14 protein-coding genes and 1 pseudogene are annotated in these 21,170 nt (G+C 69.7%); 7 read left to right on the top strand and 8 right to left on the bottom strand.

Features of this window, described 5'->3' with window-relative positions; translation table 11 throughout:
• Positions 1 to 1,159 (bottom strand): annotated as a pseudogene (locus tag VXC91_RS21435) (transketolase); the annotation flags it as partial.
• 146 nt (positions 1,160 to 1,305) lie between these two features.
• Between VXC91_RS21435 and VXC91_RS21430 the strand changes: the two are divergent.
• A complete protein-coding gene (locus VXC91_RS21430) occupies positions 1,306 to 2,193 on the top strand; it encodes a helix-turn-helix domain-containing protein (RefSeq protein ID WP_329508916.1) in 888 nt (295 codons plus the stop codon).
• A 296-nt stretch (positions 2,194 to 2,489) separates the two neighbouring features.
• Here the strand turns inward: VXC91_RS21430 and VXC91_RS21425 are convergent, their stop codons facing one another.
• From VXC91_RS21425 to VXC91_RS21405, 5 genes are read right to left on the bottom strand one after another with little or no spacing between them, the layout of a single operon-like run.
• Positions 2,490 to 5,414: a glycoside hydrolase family 2 TIM barrel-domain containing protein gene (locus VXC91_RS21425; protein ID WP_329508915.1), complete on the bottom strand. Its 2,925-nt coding sequence runs from the start codon at positions 5,412 to 5,414 to the stop codon at positions 2,490 to 2,492.
• Positions 5,414 to 6,277: a carbohydrate ABC transporter permease gene (locus VXC91_RS21420; RefSeq protein WP_329508914.1), complete on the bottom strand. Its 864-nt coding sequence runs from the start codon at positions 6,275 to 6,277 to the stop codon at positions 5,414 to 5,416. The genes VXC91_RS21425 and VXC91_RS21420 overlap by 1 nt, the downstream gene beginning before the upstream one ends.
• Before the next feature lie 14 nt (positions 6,278 to 6,291).
• Positions 6,292 to 7,254, bottom strand: coding sequence for a carbohydrate ABC transporter permease (locus VXC91_RS21415; protein ID WP_329508913.1), 963 nt, complete (start codon positions 7,252 to 7,254; stop codon positions 6,292 to 6,294).
• Positions 7,254 to 8,540 carry an ABC transporter substrate-binding protein gene (locus VXC91_RS21410; protein WP_329508912.1) on the bottom strand — a complete coding sequence of 429 codons (1,287 nt, stop codon included), beginning with the start codon at positions 8,538 to 8,540 and terminating at the stop codon, positions 7,254 to 7,256. Before VXC91_RS21410 ends, VXC91_RS21415 begins: the two co-directional genes overlap by 1 nt.
• 47 nt (positions 8,541 to 8,587) lie before the next feature.
• Positions 8,588 to 9,637, bottom strand: a complete 1,050-nt coding sequence (locus VXC91_RS21405) for a carbohydrate kinase family protein (RefSeq protein WP_329508911.1) — start codon at positions 9,635 to 9,637, stop codon at positions 8,588 to 8,590.
• Positions 9,638 to 9,765: 128 nt separating this feature from the next.
• Here VXC91_RS21405 and VXC91_RS21400 point away from each other — a divergent pair, with 128 nt between their 5' ends.
• From VXC91_RS21400 to VXC91_RS21385, 4 genes are read left to right on the top strand one after another with little or no spacing between them, the layout of a single operon-like run.
• Positions 9,766 to 10,530 (top strand): DeoR/GlpR family DNA-binding transcription regulator, encoded by a 765-nt coding sequence (locus VXC91_RS21400; protein WP_329508918.1) that lies wholly within the window; start codon positions 9,766 to 9,768, stop codon positions 10,528 to 10,530.
• The gene (locus tag VXC91_RS21395) at positions 10,527 to 11,867 is read left to right on the top strand and encodes a 6-phospho-beta-glucosidase (protein WP_329508910.1); all 1,341 of its coding nucleotides are present in this window, start codon (positions 10,527 to 10,529) and stop codon (positions 11,865 to 11,867) included. Before VXC91_RS21400 ends, VXC91_RS21395 begins: the two co-directional genes overlap by 4 nt.
• A gap of 37 nt (positions 11,868 to 11,904) precedes the next feature.
• Positions 11,905 to 14,958, top strand: coding sequence for an alpha-mannosidase (locus VXC91_RS21390; RefSeq protein WP_329508909.1), 3,054 nt, complete (start codon positions 11,905 to 11,907; stop codon positions 14,956 to 14,958).
• 3 nt (positions 14,959 to 14,961) lie between these two features.
• Complete coding sequence (locus tag VXC91_RS21385) at positions 14,962 to 16,212, top strand: alpha-L-fucosidase (RefSeq protein WP_329508908.1); 1,251 nt, start codon at positions 14,962 to 14,964, stop codon at positions 16,210 to 16,212.
• A 50-nt stretch (positions 16,213 to 16,262) separates the two neighbouring features.
• On the opposite strand, the gene VXC91_RS21380 is transcribed toward VXC91_RS21385, so the two are convergent.
• Together VXC91_RS21380 and VXC91_RS21375 are read right to left on the bottom strand one after the other, a co-directional pair.
• The gene (locus VXC91_RS21380; protein WP_329508907.1) at positions 16,263 to 17,945 is read right to left on the bottom strand and encodes a carbohydrate binding domain-containing protein; all 1,683 of its coding nucleotides are present in this window, start codon (positions 17,943 to 17,945) and stop codon (positions 16,263 to 16,265) included.
• A 230-nt stretch (positions 17,946 to 18,175) separates the two neighbouring features.
• Positions 18,176 to 19,303, bottom strand: coding sequence for an ATP-grasp domain-containing protein (locus VXC91_RS21375; RefSeq protein WP_329508906.1), 1,128 nt, complete (start codon positions 19,301 to 19,303; stop codon positions 18,176 to 18,178).
• Between the two features lie 287 nt (positions 19,304 to 19,590).
• On the opposite strand from VXC91_RS21375, the gene VXC91_RS21370 reads away from it, so the two are divergent.
• Positions 19,591 to 20,541 (top strand): metallophosphoesterase family protein, encoded by a 951-nt coding sequence (locus VXC91_RS21370; RefSeq protein WP_329508905.1) that lies wholly within the window; start codon positions 19,591 to 19,593, stop codon positions 20,539 to 20,541.
• Positions 20,486 to 21,169 carry a 4'-phosphopantetheinyl transferase family protein gene (locus tag VXC91_RS21365; RefSeq protein WP_329508904.1) on the top strand — a complete coding sequence of 228 codons (684 nt, stop codon included), beginning with the start codon at positions 20,486 to 20,488 and terminating at the stop codon, positions 21,167 to 21,169. The genes VXC91_RS21370 and VXC91_RS21365 overlap by 56 nt, the downstream gene beginning before the upstream one ends.
• Position 21,170 lies beyond the last annotated feature (1 nt).

Genomic DNA, 21,170 nt, shown 5'->3' with positions numbered 1-21,170 from the left:
TGACCGCGCCCAGGGCCCCCAGCACCTTGCCGGAGGCGGCACGCGTGGCGACGGACGCACCCTCCTCGAAGACCGGAAGCTTCTCCTCCCAGCCCTCGGGCAGCTGACCGGCGACCACGCGGTCGAACAGCTTGGCGCGCTCGGGCTGTGCGGAGCGCCACTCGGCGATGCGCTTGTCCCAGGCCGCGTGCGCCTCGGTGCCGCGGTCGAGGGCCTTGCGGGTGTGGGCCAGGACCTCGTCCGCGACCTCGAAGGTCCTCTCCGGGTCGAAGCCGAGGACGCGCTTGGTGGCGGCTACCTCGTCCGCCCCGAGGGCGGACCCGTGGGACGCCTCGGTGTTCTGCGCGTTCGGGGCCGGCCAGGCGATGATCGTGCGCATCGCGATGATCGAGGGCCGCTCGGTCTCGTCCTGCGCCGCCCTGAGCGCCGCGTACAGCTTGGGGACGTCGATGTCGCCGTTCTCGGCGGGCTCGATGCGCTGCACGTGCCAGCCGTAGGCCTCGTAGCGCTTCAGTACGTCCTCCGAGAAGGCCGTCGCGGTGTCGCCCTCGATGGAGATGTGGTTGTCGTCGTAGAGGAAGACGAGGTTGCCGAGCCTCTGGTGGCCGGCGAGCGAGGAGGACTCGGCGGAGATGCCCTCCTCCAGGTCGCCGTCGGAGACGATCGCCCAGATCGTGTGGTCGAAGGGGGAGGCGCCCTCGGGAGCGTCCGGGTCGAACAGGCCGCGCTCGTAGCGGGCGGCCATGGCCATGCCGACCGCGTTGGCCACGCCCTGGCCGAGTGGTCCGGTGGTGGTCTCCACTCCCGCGGTGTGCCCGTACTCCGGGTGACCGGGGGTCTTCGAGCCGTGGGTGCGGAACGCCTTCAGATCATCGAGCTCCAGCTCGTATCCGGCGAGGAAGAGCTGTGTGTACAGGGTCAGAGAGGTGTGGCCGGGGGAGAGGACGAAGCGGTCGCGGCCGGTCCACTCGGGGTCGGCCGGATCGTGCCGCATCACCTTTTGAAAGATCGTGTACGCGGCCGGGGCCAGGCTCATCGCGGTGCCCGGGTGACCGTTGCCGACCTTCTGCACCGCGTCGGCGGCCAGGATGCGAGCGGTGTCGACGGCCCGCCGGTCGAGTTCGGTCCATTCGAATCCGTCGGGGCTCTGCGCACTCATCTTCAACAAGTCCTCACTGCGTGGCGAATCGCTAACAGAACGCGTTCAAACCTAAAAGTCTGACTTTTGCAGTGGAAGGTGCCCCTGTGTCAGTCTTCGGTGAAAGTGGGACATCGACAGCGGGACCGAGGCGACACGAGAAGGACATGGTGGACAAGACCACGCAAGACGGTGACGGGATCAGAACGTACCCCTTTCCGGTCGACCTGAGCGTCTGCGGCGTCGGTATGCAGGTGGTTGCCATGAACTCCGGACTCCCCTGGCACCAGGCCGCGCCGATCGGCCGCGTCCACCGGATCGACTTCCATGTGGTGATGCTCTTCACCGGCGGCCCCGTGACGCACATGGTGGACTTCGCCGAGTACGAGATGACCGCCGGCGACCTGTTGTGGATCCGCCCCGGCCAGGTCCACCGCTTCTCCCGGGCGAGCGAGTACCACGGCACCGCGCTCACCATGCAGCCCGGCTTCCTGCCGCGCGCCACCGTTGAGGCCACGGGTCTGTACCGCTACGAACTGCCACCCCTGCTGCGCCCCGGCCCGGCCCAGCTCGCCGGGCTCCAGGCGGCGCTCGACCAGCTCCGGCGCGAGTACGAGGACATCACCACGCTGCCCCTGACGCTGCACACGGCGGTACTGCAACACTCTCTGACCGCGTTCCTGCTGCGCCTCGCCCATCTGGCGGTCAGTTCCGCGGAGGCGACCCGCGAGCAGGCCGACACGACCTTCACCCGCTTCCGGGACGCGGTCGAGAAGGGGTTCGCGACCAATCACAGCGTCAGCGCCTACGCCGACGCCCTCGGCTACTCGCGCCGCACCCTGGTCCGCGCGGTCCGCGCCGCCACCGGCGAGACGCCCAAGGGCTTCATAGACAAGCGCGTGATCCTGGAGGCCCGACGTCTCCTCGCGCACACGGACCTGCCGATCGGCCGGGTCGGTGCCGCCGTGGGCTTCGCCGACGCGGCGAACTTCTCCAAGTTCTTCCACCAGCACACGGATACGACCCCGGCCGCGTTCCGTGCGGAGCTGAGATGAGCGGAACGGGCGGAGACGATGTTCGCCGGGGCGTGACAGCGCTCTCACATCGCGCCGCCGACGTGCTCTCCGGCGCTCCGAACGTCAAGAGACAGAGCCGAGAAAGTCCCCTCGCCATACGGGAGTTCAGGGCATGAAGGCGGACGTCAGGGCTGCCGGAGAGCGTTCCCCCGCGCTTCCGGCGGCCCTGACGCCGACGTCGCTACGGCTCGCGGTCCGCGTGGACGCGGTGGCGACCACCGCTGCACCGAACAGTCCTGCGCGCCGCAGGAGAGCGGCGGAAGGGCCCGGGGGGATCAAAGACTGCGCAGCGTCCAGCTCCAGCGGTGGACTCCGGGTGCGACGAGATACGAGGGCGAGGTGTCAGGGCCGCAGGAGGCCGTGCCGAGGCCCCGGTGCGCCGCGTCGATGTGCACCACGCAGCCGGAGCGGGGCTTCAGCTCGTCGTGGTGTGCGGCACCGGTCAGATCCTCGGCACGGTAGCGGGTCACGGAGACCTGGCGCGGCTCGTCCAGGACGACGCCGAGACCGGTGGCATCCGGCCCGCTCAGAGCGAAGTGCCGTACACCGTGCCGGCCGCCGCTCTCCTGCGGGCGGAGGTAGGGGGTGAACAACTCGTCGACGGGGACGCGGTGGTGGCCCACGGGCGCACCCGCACTCCGGTCGGGATACGACTCCCAGGGCCCCTGCCCGAACCACTCCAGCAGGTCGAGACCCGCCACCGTCTCGAACACGGAGCCGACGCGTGCCACGTCGTCGAACTCCGCAGGCAGCTCGGCCTGTTCGTCGACCCGGATGCCGCTGTCGACCGGCGTGAACACTTGGCAGTGGCGGACGACGCCGACCGTGCCGGCGTACTCGGCCAGCACCGTCACCCGGGATGCGTCACGCTGAACGGAGACGACCTTGCGCACGAGCGCGTCGAGCCCCCACGCCCGCCAGCGCGGCGCGATGCCGCCCAGCTCGTCGTTGTCCGTCGGTGCCCGCCACAGCGACAGCATGGGGGCGGCGGCCAGCAGCGGATGGACGAGCAGCCCCTCCGCGTCGACCTCCACCGGACGGTCCGCCACGGGCTCGTCCACCGGCTTCGGAGCCAACCGCAACCGCACTTGGGGCGCGCACACCTCCGTACCGCGAGGCGCCCACGGCAGGTCCTCCGCCGTGGTCACGCGGAGCGTGAGCCACGCCTCGCCCCCGTCCCGCGGCAGCTCGAACGGCAGCGGCACCGCCGCCGTCTCGCCCGGCCGCAGATCGGGCAGGTCGGCCGAGGCGGTCAGGGTGCGGCCGTCGGCGAGCGCCAGCTCCCACCGGCCCGACAGCCAGGAAAGGCTCCGGAAGTGCTGGTGGTTGCCGAGGACGATGCCCTCGTGCTTGTAGCACTCCACCCGCACCGGGGCCGCGATCTCCCGGTGCTCGTACATCACCGGTTTGGGCGTGCGGTCGGGGAAGACCACGCCGTCCGCGATGAACGCGCCGTCGTGCACCGCCTCGCCGAAGTCGCCGCCGTACGCCCAGCGGTGACCGGGCGCGGCGACACCGTTGCCATGGAGGCCGGCGCCCGTGCGCCCGGCCGGTCTTCCGTCGCTCACGCGCTGGAGAATGCCGTGGTCCCAGAACTCCCAGATGAAGCCACCCTGAAGACCCGGGGTGGCCTCGATGGCGGCCCAGTGGTCGGCGAGCGTCCCGTTGCTGTTGCCCATGGCGTGTGAGTACTCGCACTGGATGAGCGGCTTGGTCTGCTCGCCGGACAGGGCGTGCGCGACACAGTCCTCGATCGGCGCGTACATGGGGCACGCGATGTCGGAGGCCGGCTCCGGGTCGGCCCAGCCGAGCTTCGCGGCCCCCTCGTACTGGAGCGGCCGCGTCGGATCGTGCCGGCGCAGCCAGCCGGCGGCCGCGTCGTGGTTCGCGCCGTAGTCGGACTCGTTGCCCAGCGACCAGACGATGACCGATGGGTGGTTCTTGTCCCGCAGCACCATCCGCGAGACACGGTCCACGAAAGCGTTCAGATAGCGGGGGTCGTCGGCGATCTCGTGGGCGTGGTCGTGGGACTCGATGTCCGCCTCGTCGACGACATAGAGGCCGAGTTCGTCTGCGAGATCGTACAGTGCTGGGTCGTTGGGGTAGTGAGCGGTACGGATCGCGTTGAAGCCGAAACGCTTGAGCACGACCAGATCGGCGCGCATGTCGTCGTACGACACCGTCCGGCCGGTGAGCGGATGGAAGTCGTGCCGGTTGACGCCCCGGATGAACACGCGCTCGCCGTTGATCAGCAGGTCCCGTCCGACGATCTCGATGTCGCGGAAGCCGATGCGGTGGTGCGAGGCGTCGGCGATCGTGCCGTCGGCACGGTGGAGCATAATGGTCAATTCGTACAGTTCGGGCGTCTCGGCGGTCCAGGTGCGCACCTCGGGCACGGTGGCGAGCAGCCGTGCCTCGCCGAGGAAGGCGGAGACGCGTTCGTCCTCGGCGTTGGCGCGGTCGAAGTCCTCGTCCTGCGTGAGCGTCCTGCCGTCCAGCTCGCCGCTGATGTACCAGCCCTCGGGCAGCGCGCCCGCGGCGTCCTGCACCCGGCAGTCCACCCGCAGCTCCCCGCTGCGCCGCGCCCGCACGGTCACGTCTGCGAGGTACAGCGGATCCGTCGCGTAGAGCAGCACCGAACGGGTGATCCCCCCGTGCCACCACTGGTCCTGGTCTTCGAGGTGCGTGGCGTCCGACCACTTCACCACCGTCAGGCGCAGGGTGCTCCGCTCGCCGGGGCGCAGCGCGCCGGAGAGGTCGAACTCGGCGGCCAGATGGGAGTCCTTCGAGACGCCCACCGGCCGTCCGTCCACGTGCACCAGCAGCACGCTCTCTGCGGCGCCGACCTGGAGCACGATGCGCCGGCCCTCCCACGCGGCGGGCACCTCCACGTCATGCTCGTACACGCCCGTCGGGTCGGCGGCGGGCACGGAGGGCGGGTATTCGTCGAACGGCATACGGACGTTGGTGTACTGCGGCAGGTCGTCGGTGCCCTGAAGCGTCCAGGCGCCGGGGACGTGCTGGGACGACCAGGCGTCGGTGACGGGGGACTCCGGTGCGGGCAAGAGCTGGAAGCGCCACTCGCCGTCCAACGGGACCGCTCCCGAACGACGGTCGACCGCGCCCATGGGCAGCCGCCCCCAGGAGGTCACCTCGGGTGACTCCCAGGGGCGGAGGGCGATCAGGGGATCGCGGGTCATCAGCGGATGGCCCCCTTGCCCAGATCGGCGATGATCTGCCGGGCACCGATCGCGAACACGATCAGCAGCGGGACGAGGGCGAGGAGCGCACCCGTCATCACCATGCCGTAGTCGGTGGTGCCATGGGTACCGTTGAGCTGGGACAGGGCGACCTGGAGCGTCACGTTGTCCGGGTTGGTGAGGGCGATCAGGGGCCAGGCGTAGTCGTTCCACTGGCCCATGAAGGTGAAGATGCCGAGGAAGGCCAGGCCCGGACGGACGACCGGGAGCGCCACGTGCCAGTACTGGCGCAGGAAGTTCGCCCCGTCGATGCGCGAGGCGTCGAGCAGTTCGTCGTGGATGGCGCCCTTCATGTACTGGCGCATCCAGAAGATGCCGAACGCGTTGGCCGCGGCCGGGACGATCAGCGAGGTCATCGTGCCGATCCAGCCGAGCTTCGCCATGATCACGAACTGCGGGATGGCCGCGAGCTGCGCCGGCACCATGAAGATGACCATCAGCAGTGCGAACAGCACCCGCCGGCCCGGGAACTCGAACTTGGCGAAGACGAACGCCGCCAGCGAGTCGAAGAAGAGGACCAGGACCGTCACCGAGCCCGCCACCAGCAGAGAGTTGAACATCGAGCCGAAGAAGTCGATGTTGTCGAAGAGATGGCGGACGTTCTCGAGGAAGTGGGAACCGGGCAGCAGCTTGGGCGGGTACGAGAAGATCTCCGACGACGTGTGCGTCGACATGATCACGGCCCAGTAGAACGGGAAGGCCGACAGCAGCAGCCCGATGACAAGAACCGCGTGGAGCGCGATGCCCCGGCTCCGGGTGCCCCGGATGACCTTCGGTCGCCGTGTGCTGTGGATGGATGCCATGGTGACCGGACTCCCTAGTCTTCGCCCCGGCGCCGCACCAGGCGCCAGTTGATGATCGAGAAGAGGATGACGACGAGGAAGACGCCCCACGCCACGGCGGCGCCGTAGCCGAAGTCGTTGTTGTCGAAGGTCTGCTGGAAGAAGTAGAGGACCATCGTGCGGCCGGCGTGGCCGGGTCCGCCCGAGAAAGTCGACTCGTTCGCGGTGTTCTGTAGCAGCACCTGCGGCTCGGAGAAGCTCTGCAGACCGGTGACGGTCGAGATGACGAGCACGAAGAGCAGGACCGGACGCATCAGCGGCAGCGTGACCCGGAAGAACGTCTGGACGGGTCCGGCACCGTCCATGCGTGCCGCCTCGTACAGCTCGCTCGGAACGGTCTGCAGACCCGCGAGGAAGATGATCGCGTTGTAACCGGTCCACTGCCAGGTCATCAGCGTCGCGATGGCGATCTTGATGCCCCAGGGGGTGTTCAGCCACGCCACCTGGTCCAGGCCCACCGCCTGCAGCAGGGCGTTGACCAGACCGAAGTTGGTGGAGAACACGGAGCCGAAGACGATCGCGATCGCCACCACCGAGGTGACGTTCGGGAGGAAGTAGGCGAGGCGGTAGACGTTCTTGAAGCGGACCGCCGAGTTGAGCATCACGGCTGTCACCATCGCCAGGAAGATCATCGGGAAGGTGGCCAGTGCCCAGATGAGGATGGTGTTGCCGACCGAGCTCCAGAAGTCGCTGTCGCTCAGGAGGTACTGGTACTGCGAGAGGCCGGCCCACTCCATGGAGCCGAGGCCGTCCCAGCGGTGCAGGGAGACGTAGAAGGAGAAGCCGACGGGGATCAGACCGAAGGCGAGGAAGAGGAGGTAGAAGGGGGAGATGGCGGCGTAGAGGTGCCAGTACTTCCTGAAGCCCTTCTTCGGCTGCTCGGCGGGCGTCTCCGCCAGGGCCGCCGGGGGCTTCTCCAGCGCGGGGACGGTGGCCATCAGTAGCTCACCCCCAGGTGCTCCGCTATGCGCCGGCATTTGCTCATGGCGTCGCTCCAGGCTTTCTTCGGGTCCTTGCCCAGGACGCCGACGTTCTTGATCTCGTCCTTGATGGGCTGCCCGAGCGCCACGTCGAACGGGCTGTTGTAGGCGACCGCGATCTTCTGCGCGGCGGGGCCGAAGACGTCCATCGTGACCTGGCCGCCGAAGAACGGGTCGGGCTCGCGCAGCTGCTTCAGGCCGTACGAGGCGGGCGTGGAGGGGAAGAGACCCGCATCGACGAAGCCCTGGGCCTGGTTCTCCGTGTCGAGGAGCCAGGTGATGATTGCGAAGGCCCGCTCGGGCTCCCGGCACGCCTTGGTGATCGACAGAAACGAGCCGCCGTTGTTCGAGGGCCGCACGGGCATGTCGGCCACCCGCCACCTGCCCTTGGTCTTCGGCACACCGCTCTTGATGTCGTTGGTGGCCCAGGAGGCGCCGAGCTGGCTGGGCAGCTTTCCGTCCTGAACGGCCGACAGCTGGTCCGGGGTGCCGGTGACGAGGTCCGAGACGATCCCCCGCCGCTTCGCCTCCACGGCCAGGTCCCAGGCGGTGCGCACATGCTCCTGGTCACCGATGAAGTGGCGGTCCTTGTCGACGTACCGCTTGCTTCCCTGCAGCACCACGTTCTCGAAGACCGCGTTGACGTCGCTGAGCAGGTAGGTTCCCGGGATCCGCTTCTTGAGCCGCTCACCCGCCCCGAAGAACTTCTCCCAGGTGTTCAGCTCACTGGACACGTCGGCCGGTTCGTAAGGAAGCCCCGCCTTCTGGAAGACGGCGCGCTGGTAGAAGTGCGCGACGGGGCCGCAGTCGATCGGGAAGCCGACCATCGTGCCGTCGTCGGCGATGCCCTGGTCCCACTTCCACGGCAGGTACTGGCTTCTGTACTTGTCCGCGCCCAGCGTCCTCAGGTCCACGAACTGGTCGGCGTTGGGCAGGTACGACGCCATGTCCTCGCCCTTGAGGCCCGCGATGTCGGGGATGTGGGCACGGCCGGCCATCGTGGTGATCAGCTTGGACCGGTAATAGCCGCCGATCTTGATGGCCTGCAGATCGACCGAGCGGTCGTAACGGGCCTTGGCCTTCTCGAGGACCGTGTCGCCCAGGCCCCCGTCCCAGTACCACAGGACCATGTGCCGGCCGGTCGAACCGGTCGGCACGGCACAGCCGGACGCCAGGCCGCCGAGCGCCGTGGCGGCCGTACCGGCCAGGCCCGCGCGCAGGAGGCCTCTTCGTGAGAGCCGCACTGCTCTCACCGCCTTTCGGATCTGTTCGGGTGTCGCATACGAGGGACTCAGTGCCGCCGCGCGGGATCGGGCGGCGTGACGGGTGCGTGGTGCGGGGGCGGGCCGGGGTCGGCCGGGATGCGGTCGGCGAGGAAGGCGTACGCCCGCCGCAGGCCGGGGTCGGTCACCGAGCGCCACCACCGGTCGACGCCGAACCAGCCGGGCGCCGCGAGGGCGCCACTGTGGTGCCGTACGGACAGACCGGCGGCGAGCACCGCGAACCGCAGTCGCTCCTCGAGCGGCCAGCCGCCGAGGGAGGCCGCGACGAAGCTCGCGCCGAAGACGTCGCCGGCTCCGGTGGGGTCCAGTACGTCGATGTCGACGGCGGGGACGTCCGCGTGCTCGCCCGTCGTCTGGTCCACCGCGATCGCGCCCGCACCGCCGCGGGTGACGACGGCCACCGGCACCAGCTCGGCGAGTGCGTCGAGCGCCGCGACCGCGTTGTCCGTGCGCGTGTACGCCATGGCCTCGGTCTCGTTCGGAAGGAACGCGTGGCACAGAGAGAGCTGGTCGAGCAGGTCGGGAGACCACTGCCGGGTGGGGTCCCAGCCGACGTCCGCGTAGATCTGCGTGCCGTTCGCGGCCGCCTTGGCCGGCCATGCGCGTGGCTCCGCCTCCAGGTGCACCAGGGCGGTGCGCGCCTCGGGCACCTCGCCCAGCAGTTCGTCCTGCGAGTAAGGGGGCTCCTGGCCGTGGGTGATCAGTGCGCGGTCGTGGACGGGGGAGGCGTCGTGCGCCCGGGGGAGTGCGAGCGAGACGGTGACGGGGGTGGGCCAGCCGTTCGCCGTGCGGGAGAGCGAGAGGTCGACCCCCTCCTGGCCGGCGAGGACGTCCCGGCAGTACGCGCCGTAGAAGTCGTCACCGAAGACCGTGGCGAGCGAGGTCTTCAGACCGAGGCGGGCGGCCGCTACGGCGAGGTTCGCGATCCCGCCGGGGCTGCTGCCCATGCCCTCGGTCCAGATCTCCTCGCCGGGGGTCGGGGGGCCGCCCAGCCCGGTGAGGACGAGGTCGTAGAAGAGCAGCCCGGTCAGCAGCACATCGGGCCGGTCGTCGTCCACACGAACGTCCTCTCGTCAGAACTGTTCAAATTCGGTGCACGGAATCGTGCGCCCCTCTTCGACATTGGTCAATAGTCGAGCAGAAGTGAGCATAGAAATGATTGAAGATGACGAGTAGTGTTCGCAGTGTGCTGGCAGAACGACGACACCAACTCATCCTGCGGGCCCTGCGCTCAGGTGGCCCCGCGGCCGTGACCGACCTCTCCGAGCAACTGGGCGTGAGCCCCGCCACGATCAGGCGTGACCTGGTCAAGCTGGAGGAGGACGGACTGCTCACGCGGGTGCACGGAGGCGCGGTCGTCGACCTCGGCGACCAGCCCTTCGCCGAGGTCGCCGAGGTGCGCGTGCCCGAGAAGGACTCCATAGCGGTCAGCGCGGCCTCGATGATCCGGGACGGTGAGTCCGTGCTCCTCGACATCGGCACCACCGCCTTCCGGCTGGCCCGGCAGCTGCACGGACGGCGGCTGACCGTGATCACCAGCAACCTGGTGGTCTACGAGGAGCTTGCCGACGACGAGGGCATCGAGCTGGTGCTGCTCGGCGGCATGGTCCGCCGTGAGTACCGCTCCCTGGTCGGCTTCCTCACCGAGGACAACCTGCGCCAGCTGCACGCCGACTGGCTCTTCCTCGGCACCAGTGGAGTCCGGCCGGGCGGGCAGGTGATGGACACGACGGTCGTCGAGGTACCGGTCAAGCGGGCCATGATCAAGGCGAGCGACCAGGTCGTCCTGCTCGCCGACTCCGCCAAGTTCCCGGGTACGGGCATGGCGAAGGTCTGCGACGCCGGGGATCTGGACGTGGTGGTGACGAGTGCGCCGATCGACCCGGTGACCCGGTCGTCTCTGGACGAGGCGGGCGTCGAGGTGATGGTGGCGGGAAGGGTGCAAGCGTGAAACTGACGATTCTGGGCGGCGGTGGATTCCGTGTGCCGCTCGTGTACGGAGCGCTCCTCGGAGATCGCGCCGAGGGCCGTGTCACCCGGGTCGTACTGCACGACCTGGACGCGGAGCGGCTGTCGGCGGTGACCCGGGTGCTGGCGGAGCAAGCAGCGGGTGTGCCGGACGCGCCGGAGGTGACCGCCACCACCGATCTCGACGAGGCGCTGCGCGGCGCGGACTTCGTCTTCTCCGCGATCCGTGTCGGCGGACTCCAGGGACGCGCCGACGACGAGCGGGTGGCGCTCGCCGAGGGTGTCCTCGGTCAGGAGACGGTCGGCGCGGGCGGCATCGCGTACGGTCTGCGGACCGTGCCCGTCGCCGTCGACATCGCGCGGCGGGTGGCCCGGCTCGCCCCCGACGCCTGGGTCATCAACTTCACCAACCCGGCGGGATTGGTCACCGAGGCGATGGCCCGCCACCTCGGTGGGCGCGTCATCGGCATCTGCGACTCCCCGGTCGGCCTCGGCCGCCGCATCGCTCGCGTGCTCGGCGTGGCGAACCCGCGTGAGGCATTCATCGACTACGTCGGACTCAACCACCTCGGCTGGGTGCGCGGTCTGCGCGTCGCCGGGCGTGACGAACTGCCCCGGCTGCTCGCCGATGCCGCCCTGCTCGGCTCGTTCGAGGAGGGCAAGCTGTTCGGCCCCGACTGGCTGCAGTCCCTCGGCGCCGTCCCGAACGAGTATCTGCACTACTACTACTTCAACCGCGAGACCGTGCGCGCCTACCGCGAGGCCGAGAAGACCCGCGGCGCCTTCCTGCGGGACCAGCAGGCGCGCTTCTACGAGGAGGTGAAGGACCGGGACGCCTCGGCCCTGCGGACCTGGGACCGCACACGTGCCGAGCGCGAGGCCACCTACATGGCCGAGAACCGGCAGACTGCGGGCGCGGGGGAGCGCGACGCCGACGACCTCTCCGGTGGCTACGAGAAGGTGGCCCTGGCCCTGATGCGGGCGATCGCCCGCGACGAGCGCACGACTCTGATCCTCAACGTGCGCAATCGCGGCACCCTCTCCGTACTGGACTCCGAGGCGGTCATCGAGGTCCCCTGCCTGGTGGACGCCAACGGCGCGCATCCGGTCGCGGTCGACCCGCTCCCCGGCCACGCGACCGGCCTTGTGTGCGCGGTCAAGGCGGTCGAGCGCGAGGTGCTTGCCGCGGCCGAGTCCGGTTCGCGCGCGACGGCGGTGAAGGCGTTCGCGCTCCACCCGCTCGTCGACTCCGTGAACGTGGCACGCAGGCTGGTCGACGGGTACACCTCGGTCCACCCCGGCCTGGCGTATCTCGCATAAGCGCCCTCGGTACCCTCCCTCCCCCTGGAGACTCTTCATGCACGACGAACGCCGCCGGATCGAGGAGCGCGCCGAGCGCGTCCACAACCAGCGCATCAAGCCCGCCGTCTACGCCGCCTCCGTGCCGCTCGACGTGGCAGCGTGGCAGGCGCCGGGCGAGCCGGTCCCCTTCGCGGAGGCGGCCACCGCCCCGTTCACGCCCTTCGCGATGGGCACCCCCTGGGGCCCGCCCTGGGGCACCACCTGGTTCCGCATGAGCGGCCGGGTGCCCGCCGAGTGGGCCGGCAAGCGGGTCGAGGCGGTCATCGACCTCGGCTTCGTGGGCGACTGGCCCGGCAACCAGGCCGAAGCCCTCGTCCACCTGACCGACGGGACGCCGCTGAAGGCCGTCAACCCGCTCAACCAGTACGTCCCGATCGCACACCCCGCCGTGGGCGGCGAAGAGATCCACTACCTCGTCGAGGCCGCCTCCAACCCGGACATCCTCGCAGGCGACTTCGCGGGCCCGACCCCGCTCGGCGATGTGCTCACGGCCGGCGACAAGCCGCTCTACACCTTCAGGCGCGCCGACATCGCCGTCCTCGACGAGGAGGTCTGGCACCTCGATCTGGACCTCCAGGTCCTGCGCGAGCTGATGGTGGAGCTCGGCGAGCACGATCCGCGGCGGCACGAGATCATGCACGCGCTCGACCGGGCGATGGACGTCCTCGACCTCGACGACATCTCCGGGTCGGCGGCCGCCGTCCGCGCGGTGCTCGGGCCGGTCCTGTCCAGGCCCGCGCACGCCAGCGCCCATGTCGTCTCCGGCGTCGGCCACGCGCACATCGACTCGGCCTGGCTGTGGCCGATCCGGGAGACCAAGCGCAAGACCGCCCGCACCTTCTCGAACGTCACCTCACTCGCCGACGAGTACGAGGAGTTCGTCTTCGCCTGCTCGCAGGCCCAGCAGTACGAGTGGGTCCGCGACAACTACCCGCGCGTGTGGGCCCGCATCCAGGAGTCCGTGAAGAAGGGCCAGTGGGCGCCGGTCGGCGGCATGTGGGTCGAGGCCGACGGCAACCTGCCCGGCGGTGAGGCGATCGCCCGTCAGCTCGTCCACGGCAAGCGGTTCTTCGTCGAGCACTTCGGCATCGAGACCAAGGGCGTGTGGCTGCCGGACTCCTTCGGCTACACGGCGGCCTACCCCCAGCTCGCCAAGCTGGCCGGCAACGAGTGGTTCCTCACCCAGAAGATCTCCTGGAACCAGACCAACAAGTTCCCGCACCACACCTTCTGGTGGGAGGGCATCGACGGCACCCGTATCTTCACGCACTTCCCGCCGGTCGACACCTACAACGCCTGCTTCAGCGGCGAGGAGATGGCCCGCGCGGTGCGCAACTACCAGGAGAAGGGCGGCGCCACGCGCTCCCTCGCACCCTTCGGCTGGGGTGACGGCGGCGGCGGCCCCACCCGCGAGATCATGGAACGCGCCCGGCGCCTGAAGGACCTCGAGGGCTCCGCCAAGGTCGTCGTGGAACACCCCGACGCCTTCTTCGAGGCCGCGCGGGAGGAGTATCCCGACGCGCCGGTGTGGGTCGGCGAGCTGTACCTCGAACTCCACCGCGCCACGTACACCTCCCAGGCCCGCACCAAGCAGGGCAACCGCCGCTCCGAGCACCGGCTGCGCGAGGCCGAACTGTGTGCGACGACGGCGGCGTTGCACGCGCCGGGCTACTCCTACCCGTACGAGAAGCTCGACCGGCTGTGGAAGACGGTCCTGCTGCACCAGTTCCACGACATCCTGCCCGGGTCGTCGATCGCCTGGGTGCACCGCGAGGCCGAGGCCGAATACGCGCGCGTGGCGGCGGAGCTGGATGAGCTGACGACCGAGGCGATCGCCGCACTGGGCGACGGCGGGCCCCGTGTCTTCAACACCAGCCCGTACGGCCGCGCCGAGGTGATCCGTGCACCCGGGGGCGCACCGGCGTACGTGCAGGTCCCGGCGAGCGGGAGCGCGCCCCTCACCGGCGGATCGGCTCCCGAGGCCGTGACGGTCAGCGGTCACGTCCTCGACAACGGCCTGGTCCGGGTCGACGTGGCCGAGGACGGAACTCTGTCCTCCGTCCGCGACCTGCGCGCGAACCGCGAAGTGCTCGCCGACCCGGGCAACCTGCTGCGTCTGCACACGGACCTGCCCAACTACTGGGACGCCTGGGACATTGACAAGCACTATCGGAACCGGTTCACGGACCTGCTGGATGCGGACTCGGTGACGGTGGTCGAGGACGACCCGCTTCTCGGTGCGATCCGCGTCGAGCGGACCTTCGGCAAGGGTTCGAAGATCACACAGACCATCACCCTGCGCGCCGGGAGCCCCCGCATCGACTTCGAGACCGAGATCGACTGGCACGAGACCGAGAAGATCCTCAAGGCGGCCTTCCCGGTGGACATCCGCGCACCGCACTCCTCGGCGGAGATCCAGTTCGGCCACATCCAGCGGCCCACCCACACCAACACCAGCTGGGAGGCGGCCCGCTTCGAGGTCTCGGGCCACCGCTGGGTGCACATCGGCGAGCCCGGCTACGGCGTGGCGGTCATCAACGACTCGACGTACGGCCACGATGTCTCCCGCACGGTCCGCGACGACGGGGGCACGACGACCACGGTCCGTCTCAGCCTGGTGCGCGCCCCGCGCGTCCCGGACCCGGAGGCCGACCAGGGCAGCCACCGCTTCACGTACTCGCTCCTTCCGGGCGCGAACATCGAGGACGCGGTGGCCGAGGGATACGCCCTCAACCTGCCGCTGCGCGTGGCGGACTCGGCGGGTGTGCAGGAACCGGTCGTCTCGGTGGACGGCGACGGCGTGACCGTCGAGGCGGTGAAGCTCGCCGACGACGCGTCCGGTGATGTGGTGGTGCGGTTGTACGAGTCCCGGGGCGGTCGGGCACAGGGGGTGCTGCGCACGGGCTTCGCACTGGCCGGAGCTCAGGTCACCGATCTGCTGGAGCGGCCCCTGGAGGACGCCGACAGGGACGCCGAAGGCGCGGTCCGCCTCGCGTTGCGGCCCTTCCAGATCCTGACGCTGCGTCTTGGGCGTGCGGGGGTGAACTGACCTGTGCCCATACAACCCTGGTTCACCGACGCCAAGTTGGGGATTTTCGTCCATTGGGGCGTATACGCCGTCGACGGCGTCCAGGAGTCCTGGTCGTTCTACGACGACATCGTGCCCTACGAGCAGTACATGTCCCAGCTCGACCGCTTCACGGCCTCGCGCTACGACCCCCGCGCGTGGGCGGCGCTGTTCGCCCGCGCGGGAGCCTCGTACGCCGTGCTCACCAGTCGGCACCACGACGGAGTCGCCCTGTGGGACAGTGCCCACGGCGGCCTCAACGTGGGCCGCGACCTGATCGCCGGCTATGCCGAGGCCCTGCGCGAGCAGGGCCTCAAGGTCGGCCTGTACTACTCGCACTCCGACTGGAGCCACCCCGACTACGCCTCGACGCGCAAGCCGGGGCGTCCACCGGAGCTCGAGGACAATCGGTACTCCGAGGTCGCGGCCGAATTGGAGGACCTGGATGCCTGGGAGCGGTTCCTCGCCTACCGGGACGGCCAGATCCGCGAGCTGACGAGCCGCTACAGGCCCGATCTGATGTGGTTCGACGGCGAGTGGGACCGCAGCGAGGAGCAGTGGCGCATCCGCGAACTCGCCGAGCTGATTCGCGCCGAGGTACCGAACGTCGTCTTCAACGCGCGCATGCTCAGCGAGGGCGACTACGCGACGCCCGAGCAGGGTGCCCCCGTCGTGCCGCCGGAGGGCCCCTGGGAGCTGTGTCTGACGATCAACGACTCCTGGGGCCACCAGCATCACGACCACAACCACAAGTCCGTGGACCAGCTGATCCGGTACTTCACGGAGACGATCGGCGGCGGTGGCAATCTGCTGCTCAGCGTCGGCCCGCGGGAGGACGGCACCATCCCCGACGAGCAGGCCGAACGTCTCGAAGGGCTCGGCCACTGGATCCACAGGCATGCGGAGGCCGTGTACGGGACCGTACGGGGGCTCCCCGTCGGGCACCACTACGGCCCGAGCACCCTCTCGGCGGACCGCCGCACGCTGTATGTGATCCTCTTCGACGCCCCGCGCGCCGAGATCAACGTACGCGGGCTGCTCGGTTCGGTGCGCCGGATCTCCGTGCTCGGCAGCGGCACCGAACTGGCCCACCGGGTCACCGGCGGCCTGCACGAGACGCCCGGGGTGCTGTGGATCGAGCCACCGTCCGCGGCCGATCTCGATCCGCACGCCACGGTGCTCGCCGTGGAGCTGGACGGCGAGCTGGAGCTGTACCGCGGCTCGGGTCGCTTCTGAGGACCGGACGACGTGGGGGTGCCCGATCGGGGGCACCCCCACGCCGATGCTCAGCCGGTGAACCCGGCCGTGATGGAAGTGAACTGCCAGGTGCTCTGGCTGATGCCCGAGCAGTTGCTCACCACGCCGCCGCCCGGACAGGGCCGGTCGCGGTTGACCGCCCAGAAGGCCAGCCGGGCGATGTGGTGCGTGTTCGCCCAGTCGCGGATCTGGGTCCAGATCGCCGGGGTGGTGTTCTCCTGCTGGTCGGACAGGCCGTTCATGCCCGAGATGCCGATGTGCGAGTAGGCCGTGGCGTCGTCCCAGCCGAAGGTCGACTTCAGCTTGGCCTTCAGGCCCTCGGCCGCGTTCACCGTGTTGCCGTACATGTCGGCACCGCCGCCGAAGTCGAACGGCATGATGGTGAAGACGTCGATGTCGGCGTTCAGCGACTTCGCCTGCTCGATCAGACGGTTGCCGTAGTACGACGGGCCGGTCGTCGAGGTGCCGAAGGTGACGATGGTCTTCAGGCCCGGGTTGTTCGCCTTGACGGTCTTCAGCGCGGTCAGGATCTTGGCCTGGACAGCCTCGTTCTCGAACTCGTCGGTGTTCTCGACGTCCATGTCGATCGCCTTCAGGCCGTAGGCGTCGATCACCTTCTGCAGAGCCCCGGCGAGCGCGCTCGCGGAGGAGCAGTTGGCGCCGAGCTTGCTGCCCTGCCAGCCGCCGAACGACGGGACGATGTCACCGCCCGCGGAGCGGATCTGGTTGATGGCGGTCTGGTCGACGCCGCCCGTCAGCGGACGGTTGCCGTCCCAGGCGGGGTTGCAGCCGCCCGAGTCCAGCACGAACGCCATCGTGAACCACTTGACGCCGGTCGCGCTCATCACCGTGCTCGGGCTCGGCGGGTCGCCCCAGCCTTCGAACAGGTACGGTGCCGCCTGTTTGAAGCCGGAGCCGCCGCCGCTGCCCGCGTTGGTCGTGACGGACACCGCGTTGGAGGCCGCCGAGACGTTCCCGGCCGCGTCGCGGGCCTTGACGGTGAAGGTGTACGAGGTGCTGGGCGAGAGCCCGCTGACCGTGGCCGTGGTGCCGGAGACACTGAGGACCTGGCTCGAGCCGCTGTAGACGTCGTACCCCGTCACCCCGACGTTGTCCGTCGAGGCCGACCACGACAGCGAGACACTGGAGGAGGTCTTGCCGGTGGAGGTCAGGTTCGTCGGCGCGGTGGGCGCCTGGGTGTCCGAACCCCCGCCGCCGGGTCCGTCCAAGCTGATGTCGTCGGCGTAGTACGTACCCTGCGCGTACCAGCCGTGGACATAGATCGTGGCGCTGGTCTGCGAGGCGCCGGTGGTGAAGGAGACGGAGAGCCGGCTGTACGCCGACGGGGACGTCGTCCAGGTCGAGGCGCCGCCGTTCACACCGAGGAAGACGTAACTGCCGCGGACCCAGCCGCTGAGGGTGTACGTCGTGTTCGGCTGGACCGAGACGGTCTGGCTGCACTGGGCGTTGTCGCTCGAACTCGCCGCGCCCGCAAGGGCCTTGGAGCCGTCGTGCACCGGGCTGGAGACGACGGAGCCCAGGTTTCCGGTGCAGGACCAGGGCGAGAGGCTGCCCGATTCGAAGCCGGGGTTGGACAGGATGTTGGCCGCCTGGGCGGTTCCGGGGAGGGCGACCGCACCGGCCAGGGCCAGGGCGGCGGAGCCGACGAGTGCGAAGAACGCACGTCTGGAACGTCTGAGAAGTGTGCGCACGCGATCTCCCTGAAGATGATGGGGGGTTCGGGAGTGCAGGGAAGTGCAGAAGGGTGCGCAACCAAGTTGGTATGGACCAATCTCGCTGTCAAGGGGGTCGGAGCGGATCGGTCCAGACCGGTGCGGAGCGCCCGCGAAGCGATGCTCGAAGCGAGCGTGAGGCCGTGCCACGGTGCGGCTCCGCCGCGTGGCCGCGACGGTCCACGGGCGGCCCGCATCCGGCGGACGGGCTAAAGGGGCAGCGCTTCCGCGGTATTGACCTCGACCCGACCGACCGGGGCCGCCGGCAACACCGGTGCCTGCTCCGACTCGTCCCTCCTTTGCTGCGGCACAGAGTGGGTGCGCAGGGGCCGTGGCCCCGACACCACCGTGTAGTCCGTCCCCAGGAACGGCGGCACAACCTCTCCCGGATCCTCGCCGAGCGCCAGCCGGACCGCGGCCCACGGGGCGTTGACGCCGCACAGCGACAGCTGGTGCAGTCCGCCCGCCGGGCGTGTGTTGACGTCCAGCAGCACCGGCTGGTCGCCGTACATCCGGAACTGGATGTTGGACAGGTGGTGCACCCCGAACCCCTCCGCCAGACGCCGGGCCGGCTCCAGCCACTGCTCGTGCAGCGTGAAGCCCCGGCGGCGGCCGTTCTTGGTGCGGCCCACCGCCATGCGGATGCGGTTGTCGGGGCCGGTCAGGCAGTCGACCGAGACCTCCGGCTCCTCCAGACGCGGCATCACGAGCCAGTCGACCGGCTCGTCGGCCTCGCGCACCGCCCGGACGACGAGGTCCAGCGGAACATAGGCGCTCGGGAACCCGCTGAGATGCACGAGCGAGTAGGGGGTGCGCGTGATGACGCGAAAGCCCACGCCGCCCGCGCCCGCCGCCGGCTTGAAGCAGGCACGGTGCCCACCGGCCTCCAACGCCTCCACAGCCGCCAGGAGTTCGGCCTCGTTCGTGACCCGCCACCAGGGCGCAACCGGGACGCCGATCGACTGGGCGGCCTGGTACGCGGTCGCCTTGTCCCGGAAGACCGCCACCGCCTCCGCGGATGGTGCCAGCAGAGCCGTACCGACCGCTTCGAACTCGTCGCGGTGGGCGACGATCGCCTCCTGGTGCAGACGGGGCACGAACACGTCGATTCCGCGGCGCATGCACTGGTCGAGGGCGTATTCGACGTACCCGGCCGGGGACAGGCCCTCCGGCTCGAGGTCGGCGGTGTCCGCCGCGGCGAGGATGGGTGAGTCGGCGTCGCCGTGCGTGGCGTGGATCTCGACGGCCCGGTCGCCGGGATTGCGCCGCAGCTGATCCATGAAGAACACGTTCTCCGCGTACGTGCGGTTGAGCCAGACGCGTACGCGAGAGAGCATCCAGGCCGCCTTTCAAGGTGTGCGGGCACGGCGGAGCAGGCCGTGCCCGGCCAGGGGTAGGAGGAGGTACACCGAACCGCCGTACGCGGAAAGGCGTCCGAGACGGGTGTGTTGGGGCGATCATAGGCCCTTCGGACCCCCTCACGGCTACGCGTGTGTTACGGAATTCCCCAGGCGTTCGTCGCGGCGACAGATGTGCTTCCACGCGACGCGTGCGGGCCCGGTGCGGCTCTTTCCCCAGGCACTCGGGTACCTGCCGCGGGTCGCTCTTGTTCCTCGGCGGCCCGATGTGTTCTCGTGTTCCCATTCGGTGCTCGAAAGGGGCGAGGGTGGAGCCGACGGACGTCCGTGGACAGCTGCTCGCCATCAGTGATCTGCACATCGGGTATCCCCAGAACCGGGCCCTCGTCGAGCGGATGCACCCCACGACCGGCGAGGACTGGCTGCTGGTGGCCGGTGATGTGGCCGAGACCGTCGCCGACATCCGCTGGGCGCTCGAACTGCTCGCCGGCCGCTTCTGCAAGGTCATCTGGGCGCCCGGCAACCACGAGCTGTGGACCCACAAGAACGACTCCGTCACCCTGCGCGGCGTGGAGAGGTACGAACACCTCGTGGCCGTGTGCCGGGAGTTGGATGTGATCACACCCGAGGACCCCTACCCTGTCTGGGAGGGACCGGGCGGCCCGGTGGCCGTCGCACCGCTCTTCCTGCTCTACGACTACTCGTTCCTGCCGCAGGGCTGCACGACCAAGGAGCAGGGGCTCGCGTACGCGCACGGTACCGGGATCGTGTGCACCGACGAGTTCCTGTTGCATTCCGACCCCTACCCGAGCCGCGAGGCGTGGTGCCGGGCGCGGGTCGCCGAGACCGAGCGCAGGCTCGAGGAGATCCCAGGCGACCTCGCCACGGTGCCGGTGAACCACTACCCGCTGGACCGGCACCCCACGGACATCCTGCGCCATCCCGAGTTCGCCATGTGGTGCGGTACCGACCTGACCGCCAACTGGCACCGCCGCTTCCGGGTCGCCTGCATGGTGTACGGCCATCTGCACATTCCCCGGACCACCCACCACGAGGGCGTCCGCTTCGAAGAGGTGTCGGTCGGCTACCCGCGTGAATGGGGCCCCCGTCCGGAGCGGCCCGGGAGGCTGCGCCGCATTCTGCCGATGGAGGTTCGAGAAGGTGTTCGAGGATCTGCTCCCGGGGTCGGTCGTGGTGGTGGAGGCGTTCGACGGTGACACCATCGCCGAGAGTGCGGTCCTCCACCCCGAGGAAGAGGCGGTCATCGCCCAGGCTGTCGACAAGCGACGCCGGGAGTTCACGGCTGTGCGGGCCTGCGCGCGGCACGCCATGGAGAAGCTCGGTGTGCCGCCGCAGCCCGTTCTTCCCGGCGAGCGCGGTGCACCGCGCTGGCCGGACGGTCTGATCGGCAGCATGACGCACTGCGACGGCTACTGCGCCGCCGCGCTCGCCCGGGTCGGCGAACTGGTCTCGCTGGGCATCGACGCCGAGCCGCACGACCGGCTGCCGGAGGGCGTGTTGGACGTGACGACCCTGCCCGCCGAGCGGACGCGGCTGTGGGAGCTCGCCCGCAGCCGCCCGTCCGTCCACTGGGACCGGCTGCTGTTCTGCGCCAAGGAGTCCGTCTACAAGGCGTGGTTCCCGCTGACCGGGCGGTGGCTCGACTTCCTGGAGGCCGACATAGAGATCGACCCGGGCGACGCCTCGGACGTCTCCGGCGGCTTCCGGGCACGGCTTCTGGTCCCGGGACCGGTGGTCGGCGGCCGTCGCGTCGAGGTCTTCGACGGCCGCTGGACCACGCGCCGGGGGCTGGCCGCGACGGCCGTCGTCGTGCCCCGCGCCTGAC

It is taken from the genome of Streptomyces chiangmaiensis (assembly GCF_036281785.1).
Lineage (GTDB): Bacteria > Actinomycetota > Actinomycetes > Streptomycetales > Streptomycetaceae > Streptomyces > Streptomyces chiangmaiensis.
The sequence above is the reverse complement of the archived record's forward strand: the minus strand, read 5'-3'. Positions and strand labels throughout refer to the sequence as shown.

Bases quoted from the DNA above. Each gene is read 5' to 3' on its own strand.
- VXC91_RS21430 (WP_329508916.1), top strand. From the start codon at position 1,306: ATGGTGGACAAGACCACGCAAGACGGTGACGGGATCAGAACGTACCCC.
- VXC91_RS21425 (WP_329508915.1), bottom strand. From the start codon at position 5,414: ATGACCCGCGATCCCCTGATCGCCCTCCGCCCCTGGGAGTCACCCGAG.
- VXC91_RS21375 (WP_329508906.1), bottom strand. From the start codon at position 19,303: ATGCTCTCTCGCGTACGCGTCTGGCTCAACCGCACGTACGCGGAGAAC.
- VXC91_RS21415 (WP_329508913.1), bottom strand. From the start codon at position 7,254: ATGGCCACCGTCCCCGCGCTGGAGAAGCCCCCGGCGGCCCTGGCGGAG.
- VXC91_RS21420 (WP_329508914.1), bottom strand. From the start codon at position 6,277: ATGGCATCCATCCACAGCACACGGCGACCGAAGGTCATCCGGGGCACC.
- VXC91_RS21390 (WP_329508909.1), top strand. From the start codon at position 11,905: ATGCACGACGAACGCCGCCGGATCGAGGAGCGCGCCGAGCGCGTCCAC.
- VXC91_RS21370 (WP_329508905.1), top strand. From the start codon at position 19,591: ATGTGTTCTCGTGTTCCCATTCGGTGCTCGAAAGGGGCGAGGGTGGAG.